Raw genomic sequence first — 19,676 nt, forward strand, 5'->3', positions numbered from 1 at the left:
GAGACTTGGTATTCATTTTTCGTCCGAAGACGTTAAGAATCCATGTCACTTTGAGTGCCCACACAGATTGTCTGATAAATTGTTAAAGAGCAGTGCAACGCGGCTTTCGCTCACCGTTGCGAGGTGGCGTATATTACGCTTTCCTCTTTCAGAGTCAACCCTGTTTTTCAGGATTTTTTCTCTTCAACCAACCGGCTGTTTGTGTGAAGTGATTCACATCTGCCGTGTCAGTGGGAGCGCATTATAGGGAGCTGCCGGGATATAGCAACCCTAAAAATACAAAAAACTTATCAAGCGCTCATAATTTAAACTTTTCACGATTAACCTTTGCTACGAAAAACCGTAAGAACCCAGGAACTACAAGGCCTGCAGCGCATTTTAGCCAAAAATGAGATTTTGCAAAAAACGGCGTTACCCACTTCAGGTTTTCCCTCTTTTATGGTGCCGTTAGTTCAGATGATGAATTAAGCATCAGCCTTGACCCATGACAAAGCGGCTTGAGGGTGCATATTTCTATAATCAGGCCCGTTTCTTCTTATTGGTATAAACCTATGGCTTATCAACTCAACATTAACTGGCCCGAGTTTTTAGAAAAGTACTGGCAAAAGCAGCCGGTGGTATTAAAGAAGGCTTTCGCGAATTTCGTCGATCCGATTACCCCGGATGAACTGGCCGGGCTGGCCATGGAACCGGAAGTCGATAGTCGACTGGTGAGCCTTAAGAATGGTCAATGGCAGGCCAGCAACGGGCCGTTTGAACATTTTGATGGCCTGGGCGAAACCGGCTGGTCGCTATTGGCTCAGGCGGTAAACCACTGGCACATGCCCGCCGCTGAGCTGGTGCGCCCTTTCCGCGTACTGCCGGACTGGCGTTTAGACGACCTGATGATCTCCTTTTCCGTACCGGGCGGCGGCGTGGGCCCGCACATCGACCAGTACGATGTCTTTATTATTCAGGGCATGGGTAGCCGCCGCTGGCGCGTGGGCGATAAGCTGCCGATGCGTCAGTTCTGCCCGCATCCCGCGCTGCTGCACGTCGACCCGTTCCCGCCGATTATTGATGAGGATCTGGAGCCCGGCGATATTTTGTACATTCCGCCGGGATTCCCGCACGACGGAATCACTCACGAAACGGCGCTGAACTACTCCGTTGGCTTCCGCGGGCCAAACGGCCGCGATTTGATCAGCAGCTTTGCCGATTACGCGCTGGAAAACGATCTCGGCGGCGAGCACTACAGCGATCCGGATTTAACCTGCCGTGAACATCCAGGCCGGGTTGAAGAGTATGAACTGGAACGTCTGCGCGGCATGATGATCGAGATGATTAGCCAGCCGGAAGATTTCCGCCAGTGGTTTGGACGTTTTGCTACCACGCCGCGCCACGAGCTGGATATTGCGCCAGCTGAACCGCCTTATGCAGAAGAAGAGATTGTCGACGCACTCGAGGGAGGCGAAATGCTGACTCGCCTGAGCGGCCTGCGGGTACTGCACATTGGCGATGACTTTTTTGTGAATAGTGAACAGCTTGAGCCAACCGAGCCTGCGGCACTGGACGCGCTTTGCCGCTATACCCTGCTGGGTAAAGATGAGTTAGGTGAGGCCGCACTGCGCAATCCGGCCTTTATCGCCGAGCTGACCCGTTTGATTAACCAGGGCTATTGGTTCTTCGACGAATAGCGCTTCATCATCTGTTCATATAAAGAAGGCGCGAATAGCGCCTTCTTCTTTTATATCACTACGACGTTATTTTCCGAGCAGCGTCTCATACTGCGCCTGGAACTGCGGCGCGTTCCATGAACCATCAAACAGGGTGTAAGTAATATATCCTTTGTTGAGCCAGCCCGAGTCATTATCCCCTTCCGCCGGTTTTATCGCTTCCGGATTCATCGTCTGTTTTGCAGTGCCGTCCGCCAGCAGTTCATAACCAATCTGCGGCGCGGGGAACTGTTCATTCTCAATATAATGAACGCCCTTAATTTCAGCCGACGGCAGCGGCGGATAGTTAATGCTCAAACCGGACCCTTGCGGCAAAATCGGGCTTCCCGGTTTATGCGCGGCGTTAAGTTTATCAACCAGCGAGACAACGTAATCCACCGAGTCAGGCCAGTACTTATGCGTGCTCGGCCATTTGTTCTTCATCTCTTCTTCCGTGAATCGGTAGCCAATACTGGCGGCAATCGCCGGGAAGCCATAGCGAATGGCGCGGGCTGCAGCGCTAACGGTACCGGAGTTAACCTGCGCCATACCGGTATTGGGGCCGTCGTTAACGCCCGAGATCACCAGATCCGGCGGCGCGTCTTTCAGCACGCCCCACAGGCCGAAATCCAGCGCGTCGGCGGGCGTTCCCGGGAAGCAGTAGCGTTTGTCAGCGGCTTTTTTGACATCAAAGACCTTACCCGTCTTAAAGGTGATTGCCGACCCGATCCCGCTCTGATTCGTTGCCGGCGCCACCATCCAGACGTCATATCCTTTGGCCGCCAATTTTTCCTGCAGCGATGTGGTTCCCACAGACTGGCAGCCATCGTCGTTAACCAACAGTATTTTCAGCGGTTTTTCAGCAGCCTGTACGCCAGCGGCAGATAACGCCAGAATGGCGGCAGTCAGAATTTTCGTTCTCATCATCACTCCTTGTTAGGTAGCAGAGGTATTTATCAGGCGCAAAAAAAAACCTAAGACTCCTGCCGCACGCCAAATTGGCGGACAGGAGTCTTAGGTTTTGCCTGTGGTCAGTAACAATCCCAGAGTGAAGCGAAAATAACGCCAGTGCGCGGCAGAGTCCAGAGCGGACATCATTATTTTGTGACGGAGATCAATCCCCAATAATTATTTAAGTCAAAAACTGCCAATTATTCTGAAAATTAAACTTAAGATACATCTCAACCAGCAAAATTACCTTCATGAAGACGATCACATTTATTGACAATAACAATAAATAGAGGGTGTCTTTTTGCATAATTAGTGCTAACGTCGCCACTGTTGGATTGTTACTGTCAAGAACAGGCGAAACCTACGTCATAGAGTTCGAGCGAACATAGCTTTATTTATGCTTCGCGTCGAATATCTGACGTAGGTTTTTTTTTGCTTATAAAAAGACCATTCAGGTGGAGCGTTATATGAAGAAGTGGCTTATAGCATTAATGATAGCGGCAGGTGCGGCAACCTGCTCGGCAGCGGAAGTTAAAAACGACGATGGCGTGAATATCTATTTCGCTCGTCACGGCAAAACGCTGCTGAATACGTTTGACCGCGTACAGGGTTGGGCTGACTCCCCGCTTACTGAAGACGGCATTCGCGTCGCACGTTATCTCGGCGAGGGACTAAAAGGCATTCCATTTGATAGCTTCTATTCCAGCGATGCCGGACGTCAGCGTGAAACCATGCAGGTGATACTTAAGCAAGCCGGAGTAAGTGATTACAAACTTACTGAGCTAAGCGGCCTGCGGGAAGCCTTCTTCGGCGGTTTTGAAGGCGGCTATAACAAAGATATGGCCGACGCCGGCGCCAAACAGCTGGGGCTTAAAGATGGCGCTGCGCTGTTCAGCCAAATGAAAGCGGGCACCCTGGCCGTTGATACCAACCAGAATGCGCTGGCTGCAGCCGATCCCAAAGGCATGGCGGAAAACTATCAGCAGGTAAAAACCCGCACCCAGGCAGCGCTGCATACCATCGTTGAAAACGCGCAGGCCCGGGGCGATAAAAACGTGCTGGCGATTTCATCCGGTACCGCAATGCAGATCATGATTTCCGACTTAACGGACGATAACGCGAAAAACAAACCGCTTGCCAATGCCGCGGTGGTTAAAATTGTTTATAAAGACGGCAAATATACCGTTCCTGAAATCGGCACTATGAAATATGTCGAAGCCGGAAAACAGGCTCTCGATAAAAAATAATACCCACGCTTAATTATTTATTACGGCAGACTTCAGGCGAAAACACCTCGCCTGGATCGCTGCGTCCCTACTCTGGGGTTTATTATGAAAATCAATACTACAACAGTCGCCATTATGCTGCTGGCTATTCCCGCCAGCGCCTGGTCAGCTTCGACCACTAACAGTCTGAAGGAGCGCGATTATATCGATACCGTGCTCAACGATCCGTTATTCAGCCAGTCTCATCTGAATTTATCCTTTAAAAACTACTGGAAATATCTTAAGGAAGAAGAGACCGAGCCGAAGAAAGTCCATAATGCCTGGGGTCAGGGCGTCGCCGTCGATTATCAGTCCGGCTATTTTGCCGATATTATTGGCTTTGATGCCACATACTACGGGGCGGTAAAGCTCGGCGCCAGCGATTACTTTAACTCCCGCGGCGTACTCTATAACAACGGCAGCGGAAATAACAAAAGCAACGCTGAAGGCTTTTCCAAATTTGGTCAACGCAATATCAAGCTGCAGTATCGCCTGGCGGACACTCATCTGAACGCCCGCTGGGGCTGGCAGACGATGAAAAACTTTGGCGTCATCTCCAACTCGACCCGCCTCTCTCCAACCACCTACCTGGGCTGGACCGGCGCGGTGAACTACGGTCCCTTCACGCTGCGCGGCGCGTACATCGAAAGCGCGATGGATCGTAACTCGCCGGATAAGAAACGCTTCCAGACCAACAGCGGACAGTACATTAACCATATCGCCAGCGGCGATATTCTGTGGCAAAGCGAGCACCTGAACATGCAGTACGGCTATGGTGAAAGCGACAACTATCTGCGCCGCCATATTCTGTTTACCAATATTAAGCCGATAAAAGCGCTGAACATCGGTACTCAGGTCTACGCCACTCACGCGCTGGACGAGTATAAAGCGATGCCGGCAAATAAGCGTGACTTTGACGATGATGCCTGGCACATCGCCATGGATGTGAAGTGGCAGGCGGACAACTGGAGCACCAAGTGGGGTCTGGGCTATACCGATGCGAATAAGGCCAATGAAGTGGGCTTCTACCCGCGCCATATGAGTAAAAACTCGCGCGGGACCTTTATCTCAATGGCTTACGCCGGCAACGACTATATGCGCGACGGTGAACTGGTTCTCTCTAATATGTCGGACTATAACCTGACGCCGGAGCTGGCTATCGGTCTCGCCGGCAACATCGCCCAGTTTAACTACCGCGGCAACCACGTCCGTACCGGGGAAATTAACGCCTTCAGCCGCTGGGTGCCGACGCACCCGAGACTGAAAAATCTCACCGTCTGGGCGATGTTCGGGCCGGGCTGGTCCTATAAGATGAATGGCAAAACGCCGGTGCTTACCGACGGCCATTACAGCCGGGCCAACTCGCTCTCTTCGGAAGTGATTATCGAATATAAATTTAATCTGTTCTGATACGCCCGCCCCGCCGGTCATGGCGGGGCAGCCCTCCCCGGCTACTTCTTCACCTCATTAAGCTCATCGTTATAGCTTTCCCGCGTCACGCAGACGCACAGGATGGTAATTAGCGCCATGCAGGCGAGAAACAGCGAGATGGGCCACGATGCGCCACCGGACCACACCAGCAGTAAGGTACCGATCATCGGCGTTAAGCCGCCGACGATATTCGCCAACTGGAAGCCGAGCGACACGCCGGTGTAGCGCACGCTGGTGTCAAAAAGCTCCGAAAAGAAGGCGGGCTGGACGCTGAACATCATGCCCAGCCCCACGGAATAGCAGAAGGTGGTGGCGAACATAAACATCTTCACCGAGCCGGAGTCGATCATCCAGAACAGCGGGAAGGCAAAGATCAGCGTGATCGCGGCGCCGGCCAGATAGACCGGTCGGCGGCCAATTTTATCGGACAGCCAGCCGAAGAAAGGAAAGGTAAAAATGCCGACAAAACTGGCCAGCAGCAGCCCGTTCAGCGCCGTTTCGCGAGTAAAGTTGAGTTCCCGGGTCACGTAGGACATAAAGAACGCCACCGTCAGCCAGCCCAGAACAATCTCCCCCATGCGCATACCCATCGCCAGGAATACCGCTTTACGGTGATGTTTGAGCACGGTGAGAACAGGAAACTTCTGCTCGGCCGCTTTCGGCGCGTTCTGCTGCTGCTTCTGATTCTCCTGAAACACCGGCGTCTCTTCGATCCTTGAGCGGATAAACATCCCGACGAACAGCAGCGCGATGCTTAACAGGAAAGGCACGCGCCAGCCCCAGGACATCAGGTCATCCTCCGGCAGCATCACCACCAGCGCAAAAACGCCGGTGGCGATAAACAGGCCAAGCACGTTGCCCAACTGAACAAAGGTGCCGAAAAAGCCCCGGCGATGGCGCGGCGCATACTCGGTGATCAGCGTCGTCGCCCCGCCCCATTCGCCGCCGATGGCAAAGCCCTGGCAGAGGCGCAAAAAGATAAGTATCAACGGCGCTGCGTTGCCTATGGTGTCGTAGCTGGGGATTAATCCTATGAAAAACGTCGAAATACCCATAATCATCAGCGACAGAACCAGCGATTTCTTGCGGCCGATCTTATCGCCATAGTGGCCAAATACGATGGCACCGATGGGCCGGCTAACGAAGGTAATCGACAGCGTCAGGAAGGATACCAGCAGCGCCATCAGCGGCGAGAGGTTAGGAAAAAACAGCGACGGAAACACCAGCGCGGCGGCGGTGCCGTAGATAAAAAAGTCATAGAACTCAATCGTTGTGCCAGAAAGACCGGAGCCCAGCACGGTGAGCAGCTTTCTTCTTTCATGGGTTTGTTGCGATGTTTGTTCATTTTTTGCAGGGGCAATGGCGGGCGAGGTAAGCAGGGTCATCATTAAATCCTCTGTCCTGAATCATTATTGTTTAGTCGGGCAGCGCCTGGCTAACATCGTTGGCGAGGGAAAATCACCAACAAGCTAACTCGAATTAGCTAATTATAACAAGATACAGAAATTCACAACGTAAATGCTAAAAGAGTGTGACCAGGATCGGTTAAATTTTAACACTCCTGTCAATCACCCCAGACAAAATGCTCAAACGGAAAAATAAATAATTCAATAATTTCAATTCATTAAATATCAAACCTGAATTTACCGTCCTCGCTGCGCTTCCCGCCCGCCTTTCTGCCCGCCTTTAAACCGCCTCAGCAAACTTTCCTCGTCACTTCACCCCACCTTTTAAAATAATGTTTTTAAAATTAATTAGTTAAAAATTTCACATTGATAGCCATCACAAATCCCCGGCAAAGGGTTTGTCCCTGTCTTTTTTTTATCCTAATTTGCTAATTCGAGTTAGCCATAGAAATCAGTCTGCCTGAAGCGGCTGATGCGGCGCTAATCCCTGCGCAGAACGATCAACGATAACTAAGCGACCTACCCCCTACAGGAGAAATTCACATGTTGAATTTAACGTTACCCGCCGAAGCCGGGCTTATTACCCCGCAGCCAGGCGAAGTCTTGATGGTCACCAATGCGGATCTCCGCGAACCGGCTAACGTCACCTGCTGGCCCACGCAGAAGCTGTTTGAACAGCGTCTGGAAACGGCGCTGGAAACATTAGGCTACCGCCTGCGCCGCGCCCATCCGGTCAACGAACGCCGCGGCCACGGGTTTATCAGCAGCCAGAAAGAGGGTAGCGAGCTGTTTGCCGGGATCGATCCGGATGCGCCGATTATTGTCCTGCTTACCGCCTGGCAATACTCCCATCACCTTGCGCCTTCGCTGGTACATCATCGCGGCCCTATTTTGCTGCTCGCCAATTTTGACGGCACCTGGCCGGGCCTCGTCGGCATGCTCTGTATGGCAGGCTGCCTCACCAGCCTGGAGCGCAACTACTCGCGGCTGTGGTCGGAAACCTTCGCCGACGAGGCGTTTATTCGCGGCCTGGACACCTGGCTGCGCGATGGCCATCTCAGCCATAAGCTCGGCTATCTGCATCCGGTTGCGCCCAGCGCGCCGCTGCTGGCCAGCGAAGCCGGACAGATTGGCGTGAAGGTTGGGCAGTCGATCCTCAAACACAAAGCCATTGTCGGCCTGTTCGATACCTTCTGTATGGGGATGATCAACGGCGTGTTCCCGCAAAAAGCGATGATCGACGTAGGGATTCCGGTGGAGTCGCTGTCGCAATCGGCGCTGCTGGTTGAAATGAACAAAGTGCCGACCGACCTGCGCGAAGCCTGTCTCGACTGGTATGAGACCCGCGGCATGCGCTTCCGGTTCGGCGCCGACGGGACGAAGGAACTGACCCGGGAGCAGGTGCTGGAACAGTGCGCGATGATGATCGCCATGGCGCGCTTCGTGAAGCGCTTCGGCCTGACGGCGGTGGGCGTGCAGTATCAGCAGGGGCTCAAAGACAGCTGCGCCGCCTCGGATTTTGCCGAAGGCGCCATCGGCAACGCGGAACGTTTCCCGATCCCGGATGAGAACGGCGAGATCGTCTGCCCGGACGCGCCGATCCCCTGCATCAACGAGGTGGATATGGGCAGCGCCATCCCACAGGTGATGCTGGCGAAGCTGCTCGGCGCACTGGGCATGGCGAGCGAAACCACCCTTCACGATATCCGCTGGGGTAGCGAATACAACGGCACGTTCTACTGGGATCTGGAGATCTCCGGCGCGGTGCCGTTCGCCCATCTGAAGGGCGGGATCGCCGGGGCCACCGGCTATCGCCAGCCGGCGATGTTCTTCCCCTACGGCGGCTCGACCATTGCCGGTCAGGGCAAAGCCGGACGCTTTATCTGGGCGCGAGCGCATTACGAAGGTACCCAGGTGATCCTGCATATCGGCACCGGCACCGCCGTCGAACTGCCGCATGACGAATTCGAACGCCGCCGCCGGGCAACCAACTACGAGTGGCCATTACTCAACGCCGTTCTCGACGGGGTTTCGCGCGACGATTTAATGGCGGGCCACCAGAGCAACCATCTCAGTCTGGCTTATGTAGAAGAGGAGGTATTATCCGAAGTGCTGAACGCCTTTATTGCCCAGGCGCTGACGCAAAATATGAAAGTCTTTATCGCAGGCGATGCGCATTTATTAATGAAATAACAACTGATTCGCTTATGTAATTTTTACGTTGTTAGCGATCCTGGCAAACATCCGCTTCATTCGTCTCTTTATCGCCCATAAAGAGCGGATTAACGCGCATCTGTCCGGGCGGGCCCTCCGCCTGCCCGGATAAGAGAGGATTATATGTATCAGCAGCAACATATTGAATTTATTATCCAGAAGGCAAAGAAACGGCTCGATCAGCAGGAGGCCCCCGGCTGCACCAAAGCGGGATGGCTAATGATCACCGCATTATTAATTGAGTCATGGGATATTTATTCCATGGCGTTTATTTTATTCGCCCTGAAAGATATTTATGAGCCCAGCAGCTGGCTGCTTGGTTTTACCGCCGCCGGCACCCAGCTTGGCGCGGTGGTCGGCGCGCTGCTCGGCGGCTGGCTGACCGATAAGCTCGGACGGCGTAAAATTTTCCTCTGGTCGATGATCCTGTTCGCGATCTTCGCCGTTCTTCAGGGCCTGGCGCCCAATATGTACTGGCTGGCGATTATTCGCTGCCTCGCCGGGATCCCGGTGGGCGCGGACGTGGCTAACGGCTTTACCTACATCATGGAGGTGATGCCGAAGGGCAAGCGCGAAGTGATGGCTAACCGCTGGCAGTTTATGTTCGCGCTGGGGATTATCGCCGCCATTCTGCTGGTCACCACGCTGGTGGCGCTTGATGTTCACCCGGATATGATCTGGCGCATCGTGCTGGCGGTCCCGGCGATCCCAGCCTGCCTGCTGCTGTTTATGCGTCGGGAGCTGCCGGAGACGCCGGCGTGGTTCGTCGAACGCGGCCGCTTTATCGAAGCGAAACAAGCCTCCCGTGACTATTACGGCGAACAGGATGGCCGTCTGCTGGACGATATTCTGCCCAACGAAAACGTCACCATCGCCGACCCGACGCTCAAAGAGACGCTGCACGATCTGTTCCGTCGTCCCTTTACCCGCCGCACCACCCTGTTCGGCTGGTTCTCCTGCGCCGTGCAGTCGTTTGAAAACTACGCCTTCTCCTTCTTCCTGCCGCTGATCCTCGTCACCATCGGGATTTCCGGGCAGATCCAGAATAACCTCGCCCTGCTGGCGGTGAACTGTATCGCCGCGCTCTCGGCGTTTGTCGGCCCGCTGCTGTTGCCGAAGCTCGGGCATAAGGGACTGAGCAAATACGGCTTCCTGCTGGTCACCATCGGCATCTCAATTTCGGCGTGGGGCGTCTACAGCAGCAGCTTTGGTTTTATCATTTTCGGCGCGGCGCTGATGCTGTGGGGCCATTACTGGGATTCCGAAAGCGGCATGACGGTGATCTCGCTGGTGGCAAAACCGCGCTATCGCGGCGTGGCCTCCGGCATCGGCTACACCATCGTCAAAGTCACCGCCTTCGTCACCACCCTGGTCTTCCCGGCCCTGTTTGAAGCGGTCGGCGTACCGGTCGCCTCAATGATTATCGCTATCGCGCCGTTCTGCGCCTTCCTCGCCTCGATCTTCCTGCTGCCGGAAGTCTTCGGTCATGCGGTGGGCGACGAGAACGATCGAGAACATGATGCCAGCCCGGCAATCGCCCTGGAGGGGCATGAATCCCCGGCCTCCAAACATTAACCGCCCGGGCCGCAGGGGCGGCCCCCGCTGAACCCATAAAGGAAGGAATCAGATGAACAGCACAAAAATGCCCGTGATTGAAAATATCGAACTGATGACCGCCCGCGTTCCGCTGCCGGAAGGCCCGTGGGGAGATCAAATTCACCACGTCACCGATATCGAAGTGGCGATAGTTGACGTCTACGGTTCTAACGGCCACGTCGGCACCGGCTTTAGCCACACTTCCGGCTGGTGCGGGAAAACCATCTCTGCGTTGATTGCCGAGATTATCCCTGACGTTATTGGCCAGCCGCTCTCCCCGCGCGGCCTGTGGCATCGCTCGTATAAACACGTACACGACGTCGGCGGCGCGGGCGTCACCACCCATGCCCTGGCGGCGCTGGATATTGCCTACTGGGATCTGTTAGGTAAAACCCTCAACGCGCCGATTATCGACATTCTTGGCCGCGTGCGCGATCGCGTTCCGCTGTACGGCAGCGGCATCAACCTACATCTGTCCATTGAGGAAGTGATCGACCAGGTCAAGCGCTGGAAAAGCACCGGCTATCTGGCGGCGAAAGTGAAAGTGGGCAAACCGACGTTGGAAGAGGACGTGGAGCGGCTGCGTAAGATTCAGGAGGCGGTGCCGGGCTTCCCGCTGGCGGTGGACGCCAACCAGGGCTGGAACTTCCCGCAGGCGCTGCGCGCATTCAAGCTGTTCGAGCCGCTTAACCTGCTGTGGATTGAGGAGCCGCTGCCCTCCGACGATATCGCCGGCCACCTGCGGCTGCGCGAGCGCAGCGCCACGCCCATCGCGCTGGGAGAAAACGTCTATAACTTAAATCAGTTTACGCAGTACATCGAGAGCGGCAGCGCGGATTACATCCAGGCAGATCTCGGCCGCGTCGGCGGGATCACCGGCTATCTGGATATCGCCGCCGTCGCCCGTGCGCACAACCTGCCGATGACGCCGCATTTTGTTATGGAGCTCAGCGCCAGCCTGCTGGCTACGGTGCCGAATATCTCATACGCCGAGATGACCGACGGCGGGCGCTGGAAAGATCTGCGCATCATCGCCGAAGCGGGCGAAGAGGTGGACGGCTACTACGTACCGAGCGAACGGCCGGGCCACGGCATTATTCTCGATCGTGATTACCTCGCAACCCACAAAATCTAACCACGCAGTGAGGGGAAAGGACAATGGAAGACACGTTATTCTCGGTTAAAGACAAGGTCATCATTGTGACCGGCGGCCTTGGACAGCTGGGGGCGCAGTACGTGAAGACGTTACACGAACGCGGCGCGAAAGTGGCGGCGCTGGCCACCCGCGTCGATGCCGCGCGCGTCGACCGCGTGCTGGGGGCGATTAAGGACTCCGACCGCCTGCTGTGCGCGGAAGTGAATATTACCGATAAAGCCAGCATTAACCGGGTGCTGGACAGCATTGAAGCGAAGTGGGGCGTGCCGGATGGCCTGGTCAACAACGCGGGCGTCGATACCCAGCCCAGCGCGCCGCCGGAAGTCTCCGGGCCGTTTGAGGAGTTCCCGGAAGAGGTGTTCCGCGAGGTGGTGGAAGTGAACCTGGTTGGCACCTTCCTGATGACCCAGCAGGTCGGCAAACGCATGAAGCAGGCCGGCAAAGGCGGCTCGATCATCAACGTCGGTTCGATCTACGGCGTGGTCTCTCCGGTGCAGGATATCTACAGCTACAAAAAAGAGGACACCGGCATTCCGTTCGTCAAACCGGTGGCCTATTCAGCGGCAAAGTCCGGGCTATATAACTTTACCCGCTACTGCGCCACCTACTGGGGGCGCGACGGCATTCGCGTCAATACCCTGACCCTCTCCGGCGTCGAGCGCAGCGATCAGGACCCGCGCTTTCAGAAAAACTACACCCACCGTATTCCCATCGGGCGGATGGCGAAAGCCCACGAGTACAACGGCGCGGTGGTGTTTTTGCTCTCCGACGCCTCGGTCTATATGACCGGTTCCAACGTGGTGGTGGATGGAGGCTGGACCGCATGGTAAGCGATAAATGGCAGCGTTTTCGCGGCATTATCTCCGCGGTGGTGACGCCGATGCACGCCGATGAGTCGGTGAACTACGCGGCGCTGGACGCGCTCGCCCGCGCCCAGCTGGCGCGCGGGGTTGAAGGCTTTTACTGCTGCGGCTCCTCCGGGGAGGGACCGTTGCTGCGTTTCGATGAGCGCAGGCAGGTGCTGGCGACGCTGGTGCAGTCGGCGGGCGGTCAGGTGCCGGTGATCGCCCACGTCGGGACGCCACGCACCCGGGACGCCGTCGAGCTGGCGAAGCACGCCGAGCAGGACGGCGCCAGCGCGGTGTCGCTGGTGCCGCCCTACTACTACAAATATAGCCGCGAGGAGATTATCGCCTACTACCGTCGGGTGCTGGACGCCATTTCGATTCCGGTGATTTTATATAATATTCCGCAGTTTACCGGCGTCGAGCTGGATGCCCAGAGCGCCGACGCGCTGCTCGGCGAAGAGCAGGTTCTGGGGGTGAAGCATACTTCGCATAACCTCTATTCGCTGGAACGCATGATCGCCCGCTACCCGGAGAAAGTCTTTTTTAACGGTTTCGATGAGATCTTCCTTTCCAGCCTCGCGGCGGGCACGACGGCCACGGTTGGCACCACGGTTAACCTGCAGCCGGAGCTGTTTCTCGCCCTGCGCAGCGCTTTCCAGCAGGGCGACATCGCCCGGGCGCAGCGCCTGCAGCAGCAGATCAACGAGGTGGTGGAGCAGCTGGTCGCGCGCGGCGTGTTCCAGTCGGCGAAGTATCTTACCGCGAAAGAGACCGTCGATACCGGCCCCACCCGCGAGCCGTTTGTGGCGCTGACGGCGGCGCAGAAAGGCGAGCTGGATGACCTCTATCTGCGCTTAAGGGGGTATATCGCCGATGCCGGACAATGACGCGTTCTGTCCCCAGGTCCGTCTGAACGATAGCGTTGTATGCCAGCAGGTCGCGCGGTTTTTACAGGAGACGGAAAGCGATGCGCGAACCCGGGGGCTGGCAGTGGCGGTTGTCGGGCCGGAGGGCGAGCTCATCGCCTTTGGTGCGCACGCTCGCTGCCCGCCGCTACCGCGCCAGCTGGCGCAGCGCAAGGCCTGGAGCGCCCTGCGCTTTCGCCGTCCGACGGCAACGCTGGCGCAAGAGGTCAGCGCCGGCGCCCTGCAGCTGGCGGTATTTAACGACCCGCAGCTGCTGGCGATGCCGGGCGGCGAGCCGGTGATCGTCGACGGGCTGGCCATTGGCGGCGTCGGGATCAGCGGCCTGCCGCCAGAGCTGGACGCCGGGCTGGCGGCGCGGTTTGTTCAGCGATTGACTTGATGAGGGATCGTTAAGGGTTCCCGGATTGCGGCGCCCGCGCCTTATCCGGGCTACCAGCGCGCGCAGGATGCGGTATTTGTAGCCCCGGCCAGCATAGCGCGGCCGGGGATTGACGTGTTCACACAAGCCGTGTCATTTACTGGCTCCGCTGCTTCTCTACCGACAGCGGGCGATGAATCAGGGTCATCGGGACGGTGATCTTCACATCGGCATTTTCCCCCTGCAGCTTCTGCTGCATCAGATGAAACGCGTGCTGTGCCCAGGCGTCCTCATCCTGGCGCATCGACCATACTGCGTTCGGCAGAAATCCCAGCATCTGGTGTTCATCGAAGGTGCCGATGGGAATATCCGACGGAATAAAGCCGTAGGTTTCCCGCAGCGCGCTCAGCGTCCCTTCCAGAATGGGCAGGGAGGAGGCGATAAACGCCTTCGGCGGTTCGCGATGCTGACGGAGAAAATCGAGCATCAGCTGCTTGCCCTCTTCCTGACGGTTATGACTGGCGGACAATATCCACTCCTTCCCGGCGGGCAGCTCGCTCAGGTAGCCCTGCAGACGACGCTGGATCGACGGCTGCTGGGTATCCCCGGCGATAAAAAAAATCGGCGAGACGTCCACCGCCTGGGTCATCGCCTGCACCAGCTTTTTGCTGCCATTGTAGTTATCGCTCACCACCAGCGACACGTCGCTCTCGCCAAAATCGCGGTCGAGCAGCACCAGCGGCCGCTTGCGCGCTACCTTCTGGTGATGCAGCTGCGTTTCCCGGGTAGAGGGCACCACGAAGAGCCCGTCAACGTTGCGCGCCAGCAGTCCTTCAACCAGACTGTTTTCATGCTCGCTGTCGCTGTAGGTGCAGGCAATCATTAGCTGATACCCCGCCTGACGGCAGCAGGCTTCGAGCTTTTCCGCCAGGGTGGAGAAAAACAGGTTGGATAAACGCGGGATCACCAGCCCTAAGGTCTCGGTTTTATTGAGCTTCAGGCTGCGGGCGATATGGTTAACGACCAGCCCGTTTTCGGCGATGTAATCATTAATACGCTGCTGCGTTTTGGCGCTGATGCGATACTGCTCAGCTTTGCCACCCAGCACCAGGCGCACGGTGGTAATCGAGATTTCCAGCGCCCTGGCGACTTGCTCAACGGTTTTGGCCATAAACTCATTTTCCATAACGAACAGAACGGCTTAATCATAAACTAATTCGAGTTAGCAATACATTAGCCGCGCTGTTATTTTGAACAAGGCGTCAGTTTTCTGCCGCCTCTGCCGCTCTCGATCGCGATCCTGCTACGCTGGCGATCGTTAAGATCCTTCTCCGCCCTCTCTGTCGACGTCTGTGCCGGGAGAGATTCTGGCCGTGCTATTTCACTTTACCGGTTTAACCTCGGTCACCCAGGTGGGGAGATCCCATGTCCCGCCGAGGCGAAGATAGCGGCACATCCCGGTGGTCGCTTCACGGCTTTTGCGGAACGTTGTGCCATCCCAGAGCCAGCTTGCCGTCCCCCAGCAATCGCCGAGCCCTCGCCCTTTCTGGCTCATAAAAATCTCGCCGTCACCATACTCAGAACCGGAGACCGTGATAAGCGTCGGATTGCCCTCAAGTTTGCTATCCACAACCCAATAGCCATATCCCTCGTTATAGGCCGCCCGCCAGCACAAGGTCGAAATCAGAGAATGGGCGTGATCCAGCGGCGTCAGGCTAATAGTTTCAGCCTTCTCACCCTCCTCAGTCTGGAGGCGATCGCACCAATCATCGTTATTTAGCGTGGCCAGAAGCTTCGGCTTGAGCACCGCCAGCTCAGGCGCGGTTAACGCTCTCTCCTGCGCCTTCTCAGGCATGACCCGGTGAATGACCGGGGCGGGAATCGCCGCCCGGACGCTGCTTTCCGGCCCGTCGCCTTTTTTGGTCAACGCGCCCGGCGTGCCGATTCGCCCCTGAACATCGTCCATTTTCAGCAGTACCGCGTAAGCGCCTTCGCCGGAAAGCTCAAACGGCGCCTCCCCGCCTGTAAATTCGACCTTCCCGCTGCCTTTGATGGCGTTAACGATCGCCCGGGCCTGTTTCTCCGACAGCGGCCAGCTCTCTTTTACGGGCTTCACATCGCCTGCCGGCTGGCCATTGATCCACAGCGTCAGTTTGCCCGGCAGAACGTCGCTGTCGGTCACCTCCGCCAGCATCAGCTCTCCCGAGACGGCGGTGCCCGCTCCGGCCTGGCGGGTCAGCAGCACCGAACCTCCGCTTCCTTCTTCAGCGCTGTATCCCGCCGCCCGGCAGGTCAGCGTGTTATCACACACCACTTCCCAGTCTTTGTGGCTGAATGACACGCCTGTTTTAGCCATCGCGGGGAGGCTAAGTACGGCCAGTGCCAGCACGCCTCTCCAGAGTTCCTTTTTCATACCTTCTCTCCTTAATCGGTCATCCGCGTAGTCTGAATAATCCCCCGCTCAGAGAGAAGCGTTTTCCCCTGCCGCGACATTTTTCAGACAACGTCATGGATGCCGCACCGCTTTACGCTTCGTCGAGCATATTCCCACCCGTTCAGCCCGGCTGAAAATAGCGGGCTTGAGAGTCTGGTCACCTCATTCAACATCATTTCTGGATTCACAAAATAACATCCGCCGTGATGTTAAATCATCTTGTGATATTCCGCGCAGCTGCGACCGGCTAACTCTTTTTACGCTCTCACTTCATCTTTGCGATTCATAGCTGAATTCCGCTCTGGTTATTCAGGGGGTTCTTTTATGCATCGGTTCATCTTTTCTTTGACGTCATCAACAACATGAAGCTATTCAGAATATTCAGCGTTCTGCCGTCGCTATTTTTTACCGCCGCGTGCGCTGCCGGGTTATCCCACGTAGATAATTGTGAAGTGGGCTGTCCGACCGGTGGAAGCGACCAGACGCTGGTTCGCGAAGCCTATACGCTCAATAACAACAGCCACCGCAAATTCGCTAATTGGGTGGCGTATAAAATCACCAAAGCCAGCCTGGCCAGCGGGCGTTCGCGCAGCTGGAAGCGCGATCCGGATTTACCCGCTGCGGATACCCTTGCCCCCGCGGCATATAAAGGGGCCAGCGCAGCATTGGCGGTCGATCGCGGGCATCAGGCGCCGCTCGCCGGGCTCGGCGCCAGCGCAGACTGGCCGGCGTTAAACTATCTTTCTAATATCACCCCGCAGGCCTCCGACCTGAATCAGGGGGCGTGGGCGCGGCTGGAGGATAAGGAGCGCGCCCTCGCCGAGCGCCGCGACGTGGCGGCGGTGTGGTCCGTTACCGGGCCGCTGTTCGAACGGCATATCGCTACCCTGCCCGCCGCGCCCGAGGTGGAGCTTCCCAGCGGCTACTGGAAGATTATTTTTATCGGCTCCAGTCCGGATAAAGGCGAATACGCGGCGTTTTTGCTGGATCAGGCAACGCCCAAAAGCGCCAGTTTTTGTGATTATCAAGTGACGGTGGAGGAGATTGAGCGGCGGACTCATCCGGCGCTCTCGTTCTGGTCCGCCCTGCCGGCAGGTATCGCCCGCCGCCTGAAGTCCCGGAAGGGGACGCTGGCTAAAGAGATGGGGTGCCCGTAATTGGGCATGGCATTCTGTTGCGCGCATTATCTCGCTTTTGTTTTTTGAATCTGCTTTGCGGTTATTTCAGCAATATCAGGAAAGTCATTTTCAACAGGCGCTAATTAATAGCATCACGTATTCTGTTAATTCTTAATTTGCGGTTAAAGGCGTTTATTATGTCCGATTAAAGTCTGGACTTTATTTTTATTACTGGTTAGGTTTACAGGTGTTATTTAGCGCGGTGCGAATGTGCGCCAACACACCCGCACCGCTGATCACAATTACTATTTCGCGAGAATAGCAACCATGACTAGTGCTGATTGTATTGTAGATTCGTTTGATCCAGAAGTGTCGCCGAAAAATAAGCGTCAGTTGACGGTGAGTTATGTGAGACGTTTGCCAGATCGTCGTCTTGTTCCGGCGCTGATCATGAAGGGCGAGTGGCTGGCGGCGGCAGGGTTTTCGACCGGCACCCGGGTGGAGGTGCGGGTGATGGAGGGCTGTATTGTGCTGACGGCGGTTGAGCCGGAACCGGAGCTGGAAGCCGCGATGCGCAGGGTAGAGAAGCTGTCGGCCAGGAAGCAGAAGCAGGTCAGAGAGTTTATCGGGGTGATTGGGGGACGGGGTTGAGGGGTCAGGATTGCGGTGACAGACAGGATTTTAATGCCATGCTCTATATCGCCACTCCGGACCTGTACTCATCCATCAAATCCGTACAACGTTCGTTTTAGATAACGGATAATTACCTGTTAATACGACTGAATGAGGAAACCATCATGGAGACTTACCGATTACATCGCGGCAGGCTTATCGACCATATCCAGCTTGTGGTAAATGATTTCGAGGCCAGCAAAGCGTTTTATACAGCCGTGCTGGCGGTCCTTGAGATCCCTGTCGTGAATACCTACGACGATTATTTTTGGGCTGATGAGCTTGTTGTTTCATCCATTAATAGCCCCGGTTCCGCAGGTAAGCCGACAGGACGCCATCATCTGGCTTTCCAGGCCAGGGATCGTGAGACGGTGGATGCTTTTTACCAGGCAGCGCTGGCACACGGCGGCAGTGATAACGGAGCGCCCGGTGAGCGAACTTATCACCCGGGCTACTACGCGGCCTTTGTACTCGATCCCGATGGTAACAATATCGAAGCGGTTTACCATGGCGAGGGGGAACGCAGTACGGCATCGGTGGAGATTGGCTTCAGTCTTTAAGTATAACGGCCTCCGGGCAGGGGCCGTATTGGGCGGTTGGCATTAAGTCAGACCAGGAGCCAGCCCAGGAATTAGCTATATCGAAGCCCTCATAATAATGAGGGCTACATAAAATAAATTCAGTGTTGTAAATTCATTGCGTATTCATTTTATAAAGGAATAACGATGGGAGCCATTAACGAGATAGATATTGCAAAGCTGGTTTTGCTACCCGCGATTTTATATGTGGCTAAAAAGATCATCGACTGGGCGGGAAAAGTGATGTCCAGCCCGCCAGCAAAGCGAAAAATTCGCTTCGAAAAGGTACCTATTGAAACGAAAATAGAGGTGCTGAATAAAATCGCTGAGATAGCGAACGCTGAAATACCCGACACTAAACTCTCGAGGACGCATCAGACGGTACAAATGAAATTTTTGTATGAGCAGATCGGGATAACGCTTCCTGTCTGGCACGCCCATCAGCTGATCGCGTGTATCGCTGATAAAAATATCGGCTCATATGATATACGATTAATAAGTTTCCTTAAAAACCCATCCTTATATCGTTGTGAAGAAAATCATTTTTCTGTAGATGATAAAAAAATTAAAAATTTTCACATCGTTAGCGGGGGGTTCTGGGTATTTTCAATACTCATTTTTGCTTACGCCTGGTGGACGACAATACAATCGTTACTGGCCAGCGGGGGCGTAAATTCGGCTATCGCATTTTCACTGTTTTACTTTATTTCCGCTATTGTGGTCACTGGCTTTATCTTGAGCCAGGTTGGAGAAACCTGGCAAAGCGCCAGATTCGCCAGGCTGTTTGAAAGGTGGTGTGAGGAGGAAGCGCGGGTGGAAAGTGGGGAACGTACTATGCTAGCCACATCGGAGCCAGAAGAACAGAGGCCTCAACAGGAGGTTTTCACATGATGAAATGCAGATACAAAAAAGTATTTTAGTGGACTGATTGGGGGGGGGGCGAAGGCCGGACTCGAATTTCACACCTAATAGACTGATATCAATGTTTTTTAGAAACAGGGTTAAATAGTTATACCCGCACTTGTACCC

General features: G+C 55.5%; 17 protein-coding genes. 13 read left to right on the top strand and 4 right to left on the bottom strand.

Annotation, left to right across the window (positions count from 1 at the left end):
• The first annotated feature begins 551 nt into the window (after positions 1-551).
• On the top strand, positions 552-1,676 hold the full coding sequence (locus ACSIPU_RS11075) for a ribosomal protein uL16 3-hydroxylase (protein WP_032728844.1): 1,125 nt from the start codon (positions 552-554) through the stop codon (positions 1,674-1,676).
• 66 nt (positions 1,677-1,742) lie between these two features.
• Here ACSIPU_RS11075 and surE read toward each other — a convergent pair whose 3' ends face one another.
• Positions 1,743-2,618 (bottom strand): 5'/3'-nucleotidase SurE, encoded by an 876-nt coding sequence (surE, locus tag ACSIPU_RS11080; protein ID WP_004108710.1) that lies wholly within the window; start codon positions 2,616-2,618, stop codon positions 1,743-1,745.
• A gap of 494 nt (positions 2,619-3,112) precedes the next feature.
• Between surE and ACSIPU_RS11085 the strand changes: the two genes are divergently transcribed.
• Together ACSIPU_RS11085 and ACSIPU_RS11090 are read left to right on the top strand one after the other, a co-directional pair.
• Entirely contained in the window at positions 3,113-3,892 is a 780-nt protein-coding gene (locus tag ACSIPU_RS11085; RefSeq protein ID WP_032728842.1) for a histidine phosphatase family protein, read from the top strand.
• Positions 3,893-3,976: 84 nt separating this feature from the next.
• Positions 3,977-5,320 carry an OprD family outer membrane porin gene (locus ACSIPU_RS11090; RefSeq protein ID WP_049593823.1) on the top strand — a complete coding sequence of 448 codons (1,344 nt, stop codon included), beginning with the start codon at positions 3,977-3,979 and terminating at the stop codon, positions 5,318-5,320.
• 41 nt (positions 5,321-5,361) lie between these two features.
• On the opposite strand, the gene ACSIPU_RS11095 is transcribed toward ACSIPU_RS11090, so the two are convergent.
• Positions 5,362-6,726 (bottom strand): MFS transporter, encoded by a 1,365-nt coding sequence (locus tag ACSIPU_RS11095; RefSeq protein WP_024273671.1) that lies wholly within the window; start codon positions 6,724-6,726, stop codon positions 5,362-5,364.
• A gap of 564 nt (positions 6,727-7,290) precedes the next feature.
• Between ACSIPU_RS11095 and ACSIPU_RS11100 the strand changes: the two genes are divergently transcribed.
• The 6 genes from ACSIPU_RS11100 to ACSIPU_RS11125 all read left to right on the top strand — a co-directional run bounded on the left by ACSIPU_RS11100 (position 7,291) and on the right by ACSIPU_RS11125 (position 13,866).
• Positions 7,291-8,940, top strand: coding sequence for a signal transduction protein (locus ACSIPU_RS11100; protein ID WP_032728841.1), 1,650 nt, complete (start codon positions 7,291-7,293; stop codon positions 8,938-8,940).
• Between the two features lie 144 nt (positions 8,941-9,084).
• Complete coding sequence (locus ACSIPU_RS11105) at positions 9,085-10,536, top strand: MFS transporter (protein WP_004117633.1); 1,452 nt, start codon at positions 9,085-9,087, stop codon at positions 10,534-10,536.
• Positions 10,537-10,588: 52 nt separating this feature from the next.
• Positions 10,589-11,692 (top strand): mandelate racemase/muconate lactonizing enzyme family protein, encoded by a 1,104-nt coding sequence (locus tag ACSIPU_RS11110; RefSeq protein WP_004108723.1) that lies wholly within the window; start codon positions 10,589-10,591, stop codon positions 11,690-11,692.
• 23 nt (positions 11,693-11,715) lie between these two features.
• Positions 11,716-12,543 carry an SDR family oxidoreductase gene (locus ACSIPU_RS11115; protein ID WP_004108725.1) on the top strand — a complete coding sequence of 276 codons (828 nt, stop codon included), beginning with the start codon at positions 11,716-11,718 and terminating at the stop codon, positions 12,541-12,543.
• Positions 12,537-13,448, top strand: a complete 912-nt coding sequence (locus ACSIPU_RS11120) for a dihydrodipicolinate synthase family protein (protein ID WP_023320264.1) — start codon at positions 12,537-12,539, stop codon at positions 13,446-13,448. Before ACSIPU_RS11115 ends, ACSIPU_RS11120 begins: the two co-directional genes overlap by 7 nt.
• Positions 13,435-13,866, top strand: a complete 432-nt coding sequence (locus tag ACSIPU_RS11125) for a GlcG/HbpS family heme-binding protein (RefSeq protein ID WP_023320263.1) — start codon at positions 13,435-13,437, stop codon at positions 13,864-13,866. Before ACSIPU_RS11120 ends, ACSIPU_RS11125 begins: the two co-directional genes overlap by 14 nt.
• Before the next feature lie 136 nt (positions 13,867-14,002).
• Here the strand turns inward: ACSIPU_RS11125 and ACSIPU_RS11130 are convergent, their stop codons facing one another.
• Both ACSIPU_RS11130 and ACSIPU_RS11135 read right to left on the bottom strand, forming a co-directional pair.
• On the bottom strand, positions 14,003-15,016 hold the full coding sequence (locus tag ACSIPU_RS11130; protein WP_004117622.1) for a LacI family DNA-binding transcriptional regulator: 1,014 nt from the start codon (positions 15,014-15,016) through the stop codon (positions 14,003-14,005).
• 210 nt (positions 15,017-15,226) lie between these two features.
• Positions 15,227-16,258 carry a DUF1176 domain-containing protein gene (locus ACSIPU_RS11135; protein ID WP_196557840.1) on the bottom strand — a complete coding sequence of 344 codons (1,032 nt, stop codon included), beginning with the start codon at positions 16,256-16,258 and terminating at the stop codon, positions 15,227-15,229.
• Between the two features lie 383 nt (positions 16,259-16,641).
• On the opposite strand from ACSIPU_RS11135, the gene ACSIPU_RS11140 reads away from it, so the two are divergent.
• The 4 genes from ACSIPU_RS11140 (at position 16,642) to ACSIPU_RS11155 (ending at position 19,538) form a co-directional block, all read left to right on the top strand.
• The gene (locus ACSIPU_RS11140; protein WP_023320261.1) at positions 16,642-17,436 is read left to right on the top strand and encodes a DNA/RNA non-specific endonuclease; all 795 of its coding nucleotides are present in this window, start codon (positions 16,642-16,644) and stop codon (positions 17,434-17,436) included.
• 288 nt (positions 17,437-17,724) lie between these two features.
• Positions 17,725-18,048: an endoribonuclease SymE gene (gene symE / locus ACSIPU_RS11145; protein ID WP_014227722.1), complete on the top strand. Its 324-nt coding sequence runs from the start codon at positions 17,725-17,727 to the stop codon at positions 18,046-18,048.
• A 146-nt stretch (positions 18,049-18,194) separates the two neighbouring features.
• Positions 18,195-18,629: a VOC family protein gene (locus tag ACSIPU_RS11150; RefSeq protein WP_154971536.1), complete on the top strand. Its 435-nt coding sequence runs from the start codon at positions 18,195-18,197 to the stop codon at positions 18,627-18,629.
• Positions 18,630-18,794: 165 nt separating this feature from the next.
• The gene (locus ACSIPU_RS11155; RefSeq protein ID WP_196557838.1) at positions 18,795-19,538 is read left to right on the top strand and encodes a hypothetical protein; all 744 of its coding nucleotides are present in this window, start codon (positions 18,795-18,797) and stop codon (positions 19,536-19,538) included.
• The last annotated feature ends 138 nt before the right edge of the window (positions 19,539-19,676 follow it).

It is taken from the genome of Klebsiella sp. HN106, from assembly GCF_051209435.1.
Classification (GTDB): domain Bacteria; phylum Pseudomonadota; class Gammaproteobacteria; order Enterobacterales; family Enterobacteriaceae; genus Klebsiella; species Klebsiella oxytoca.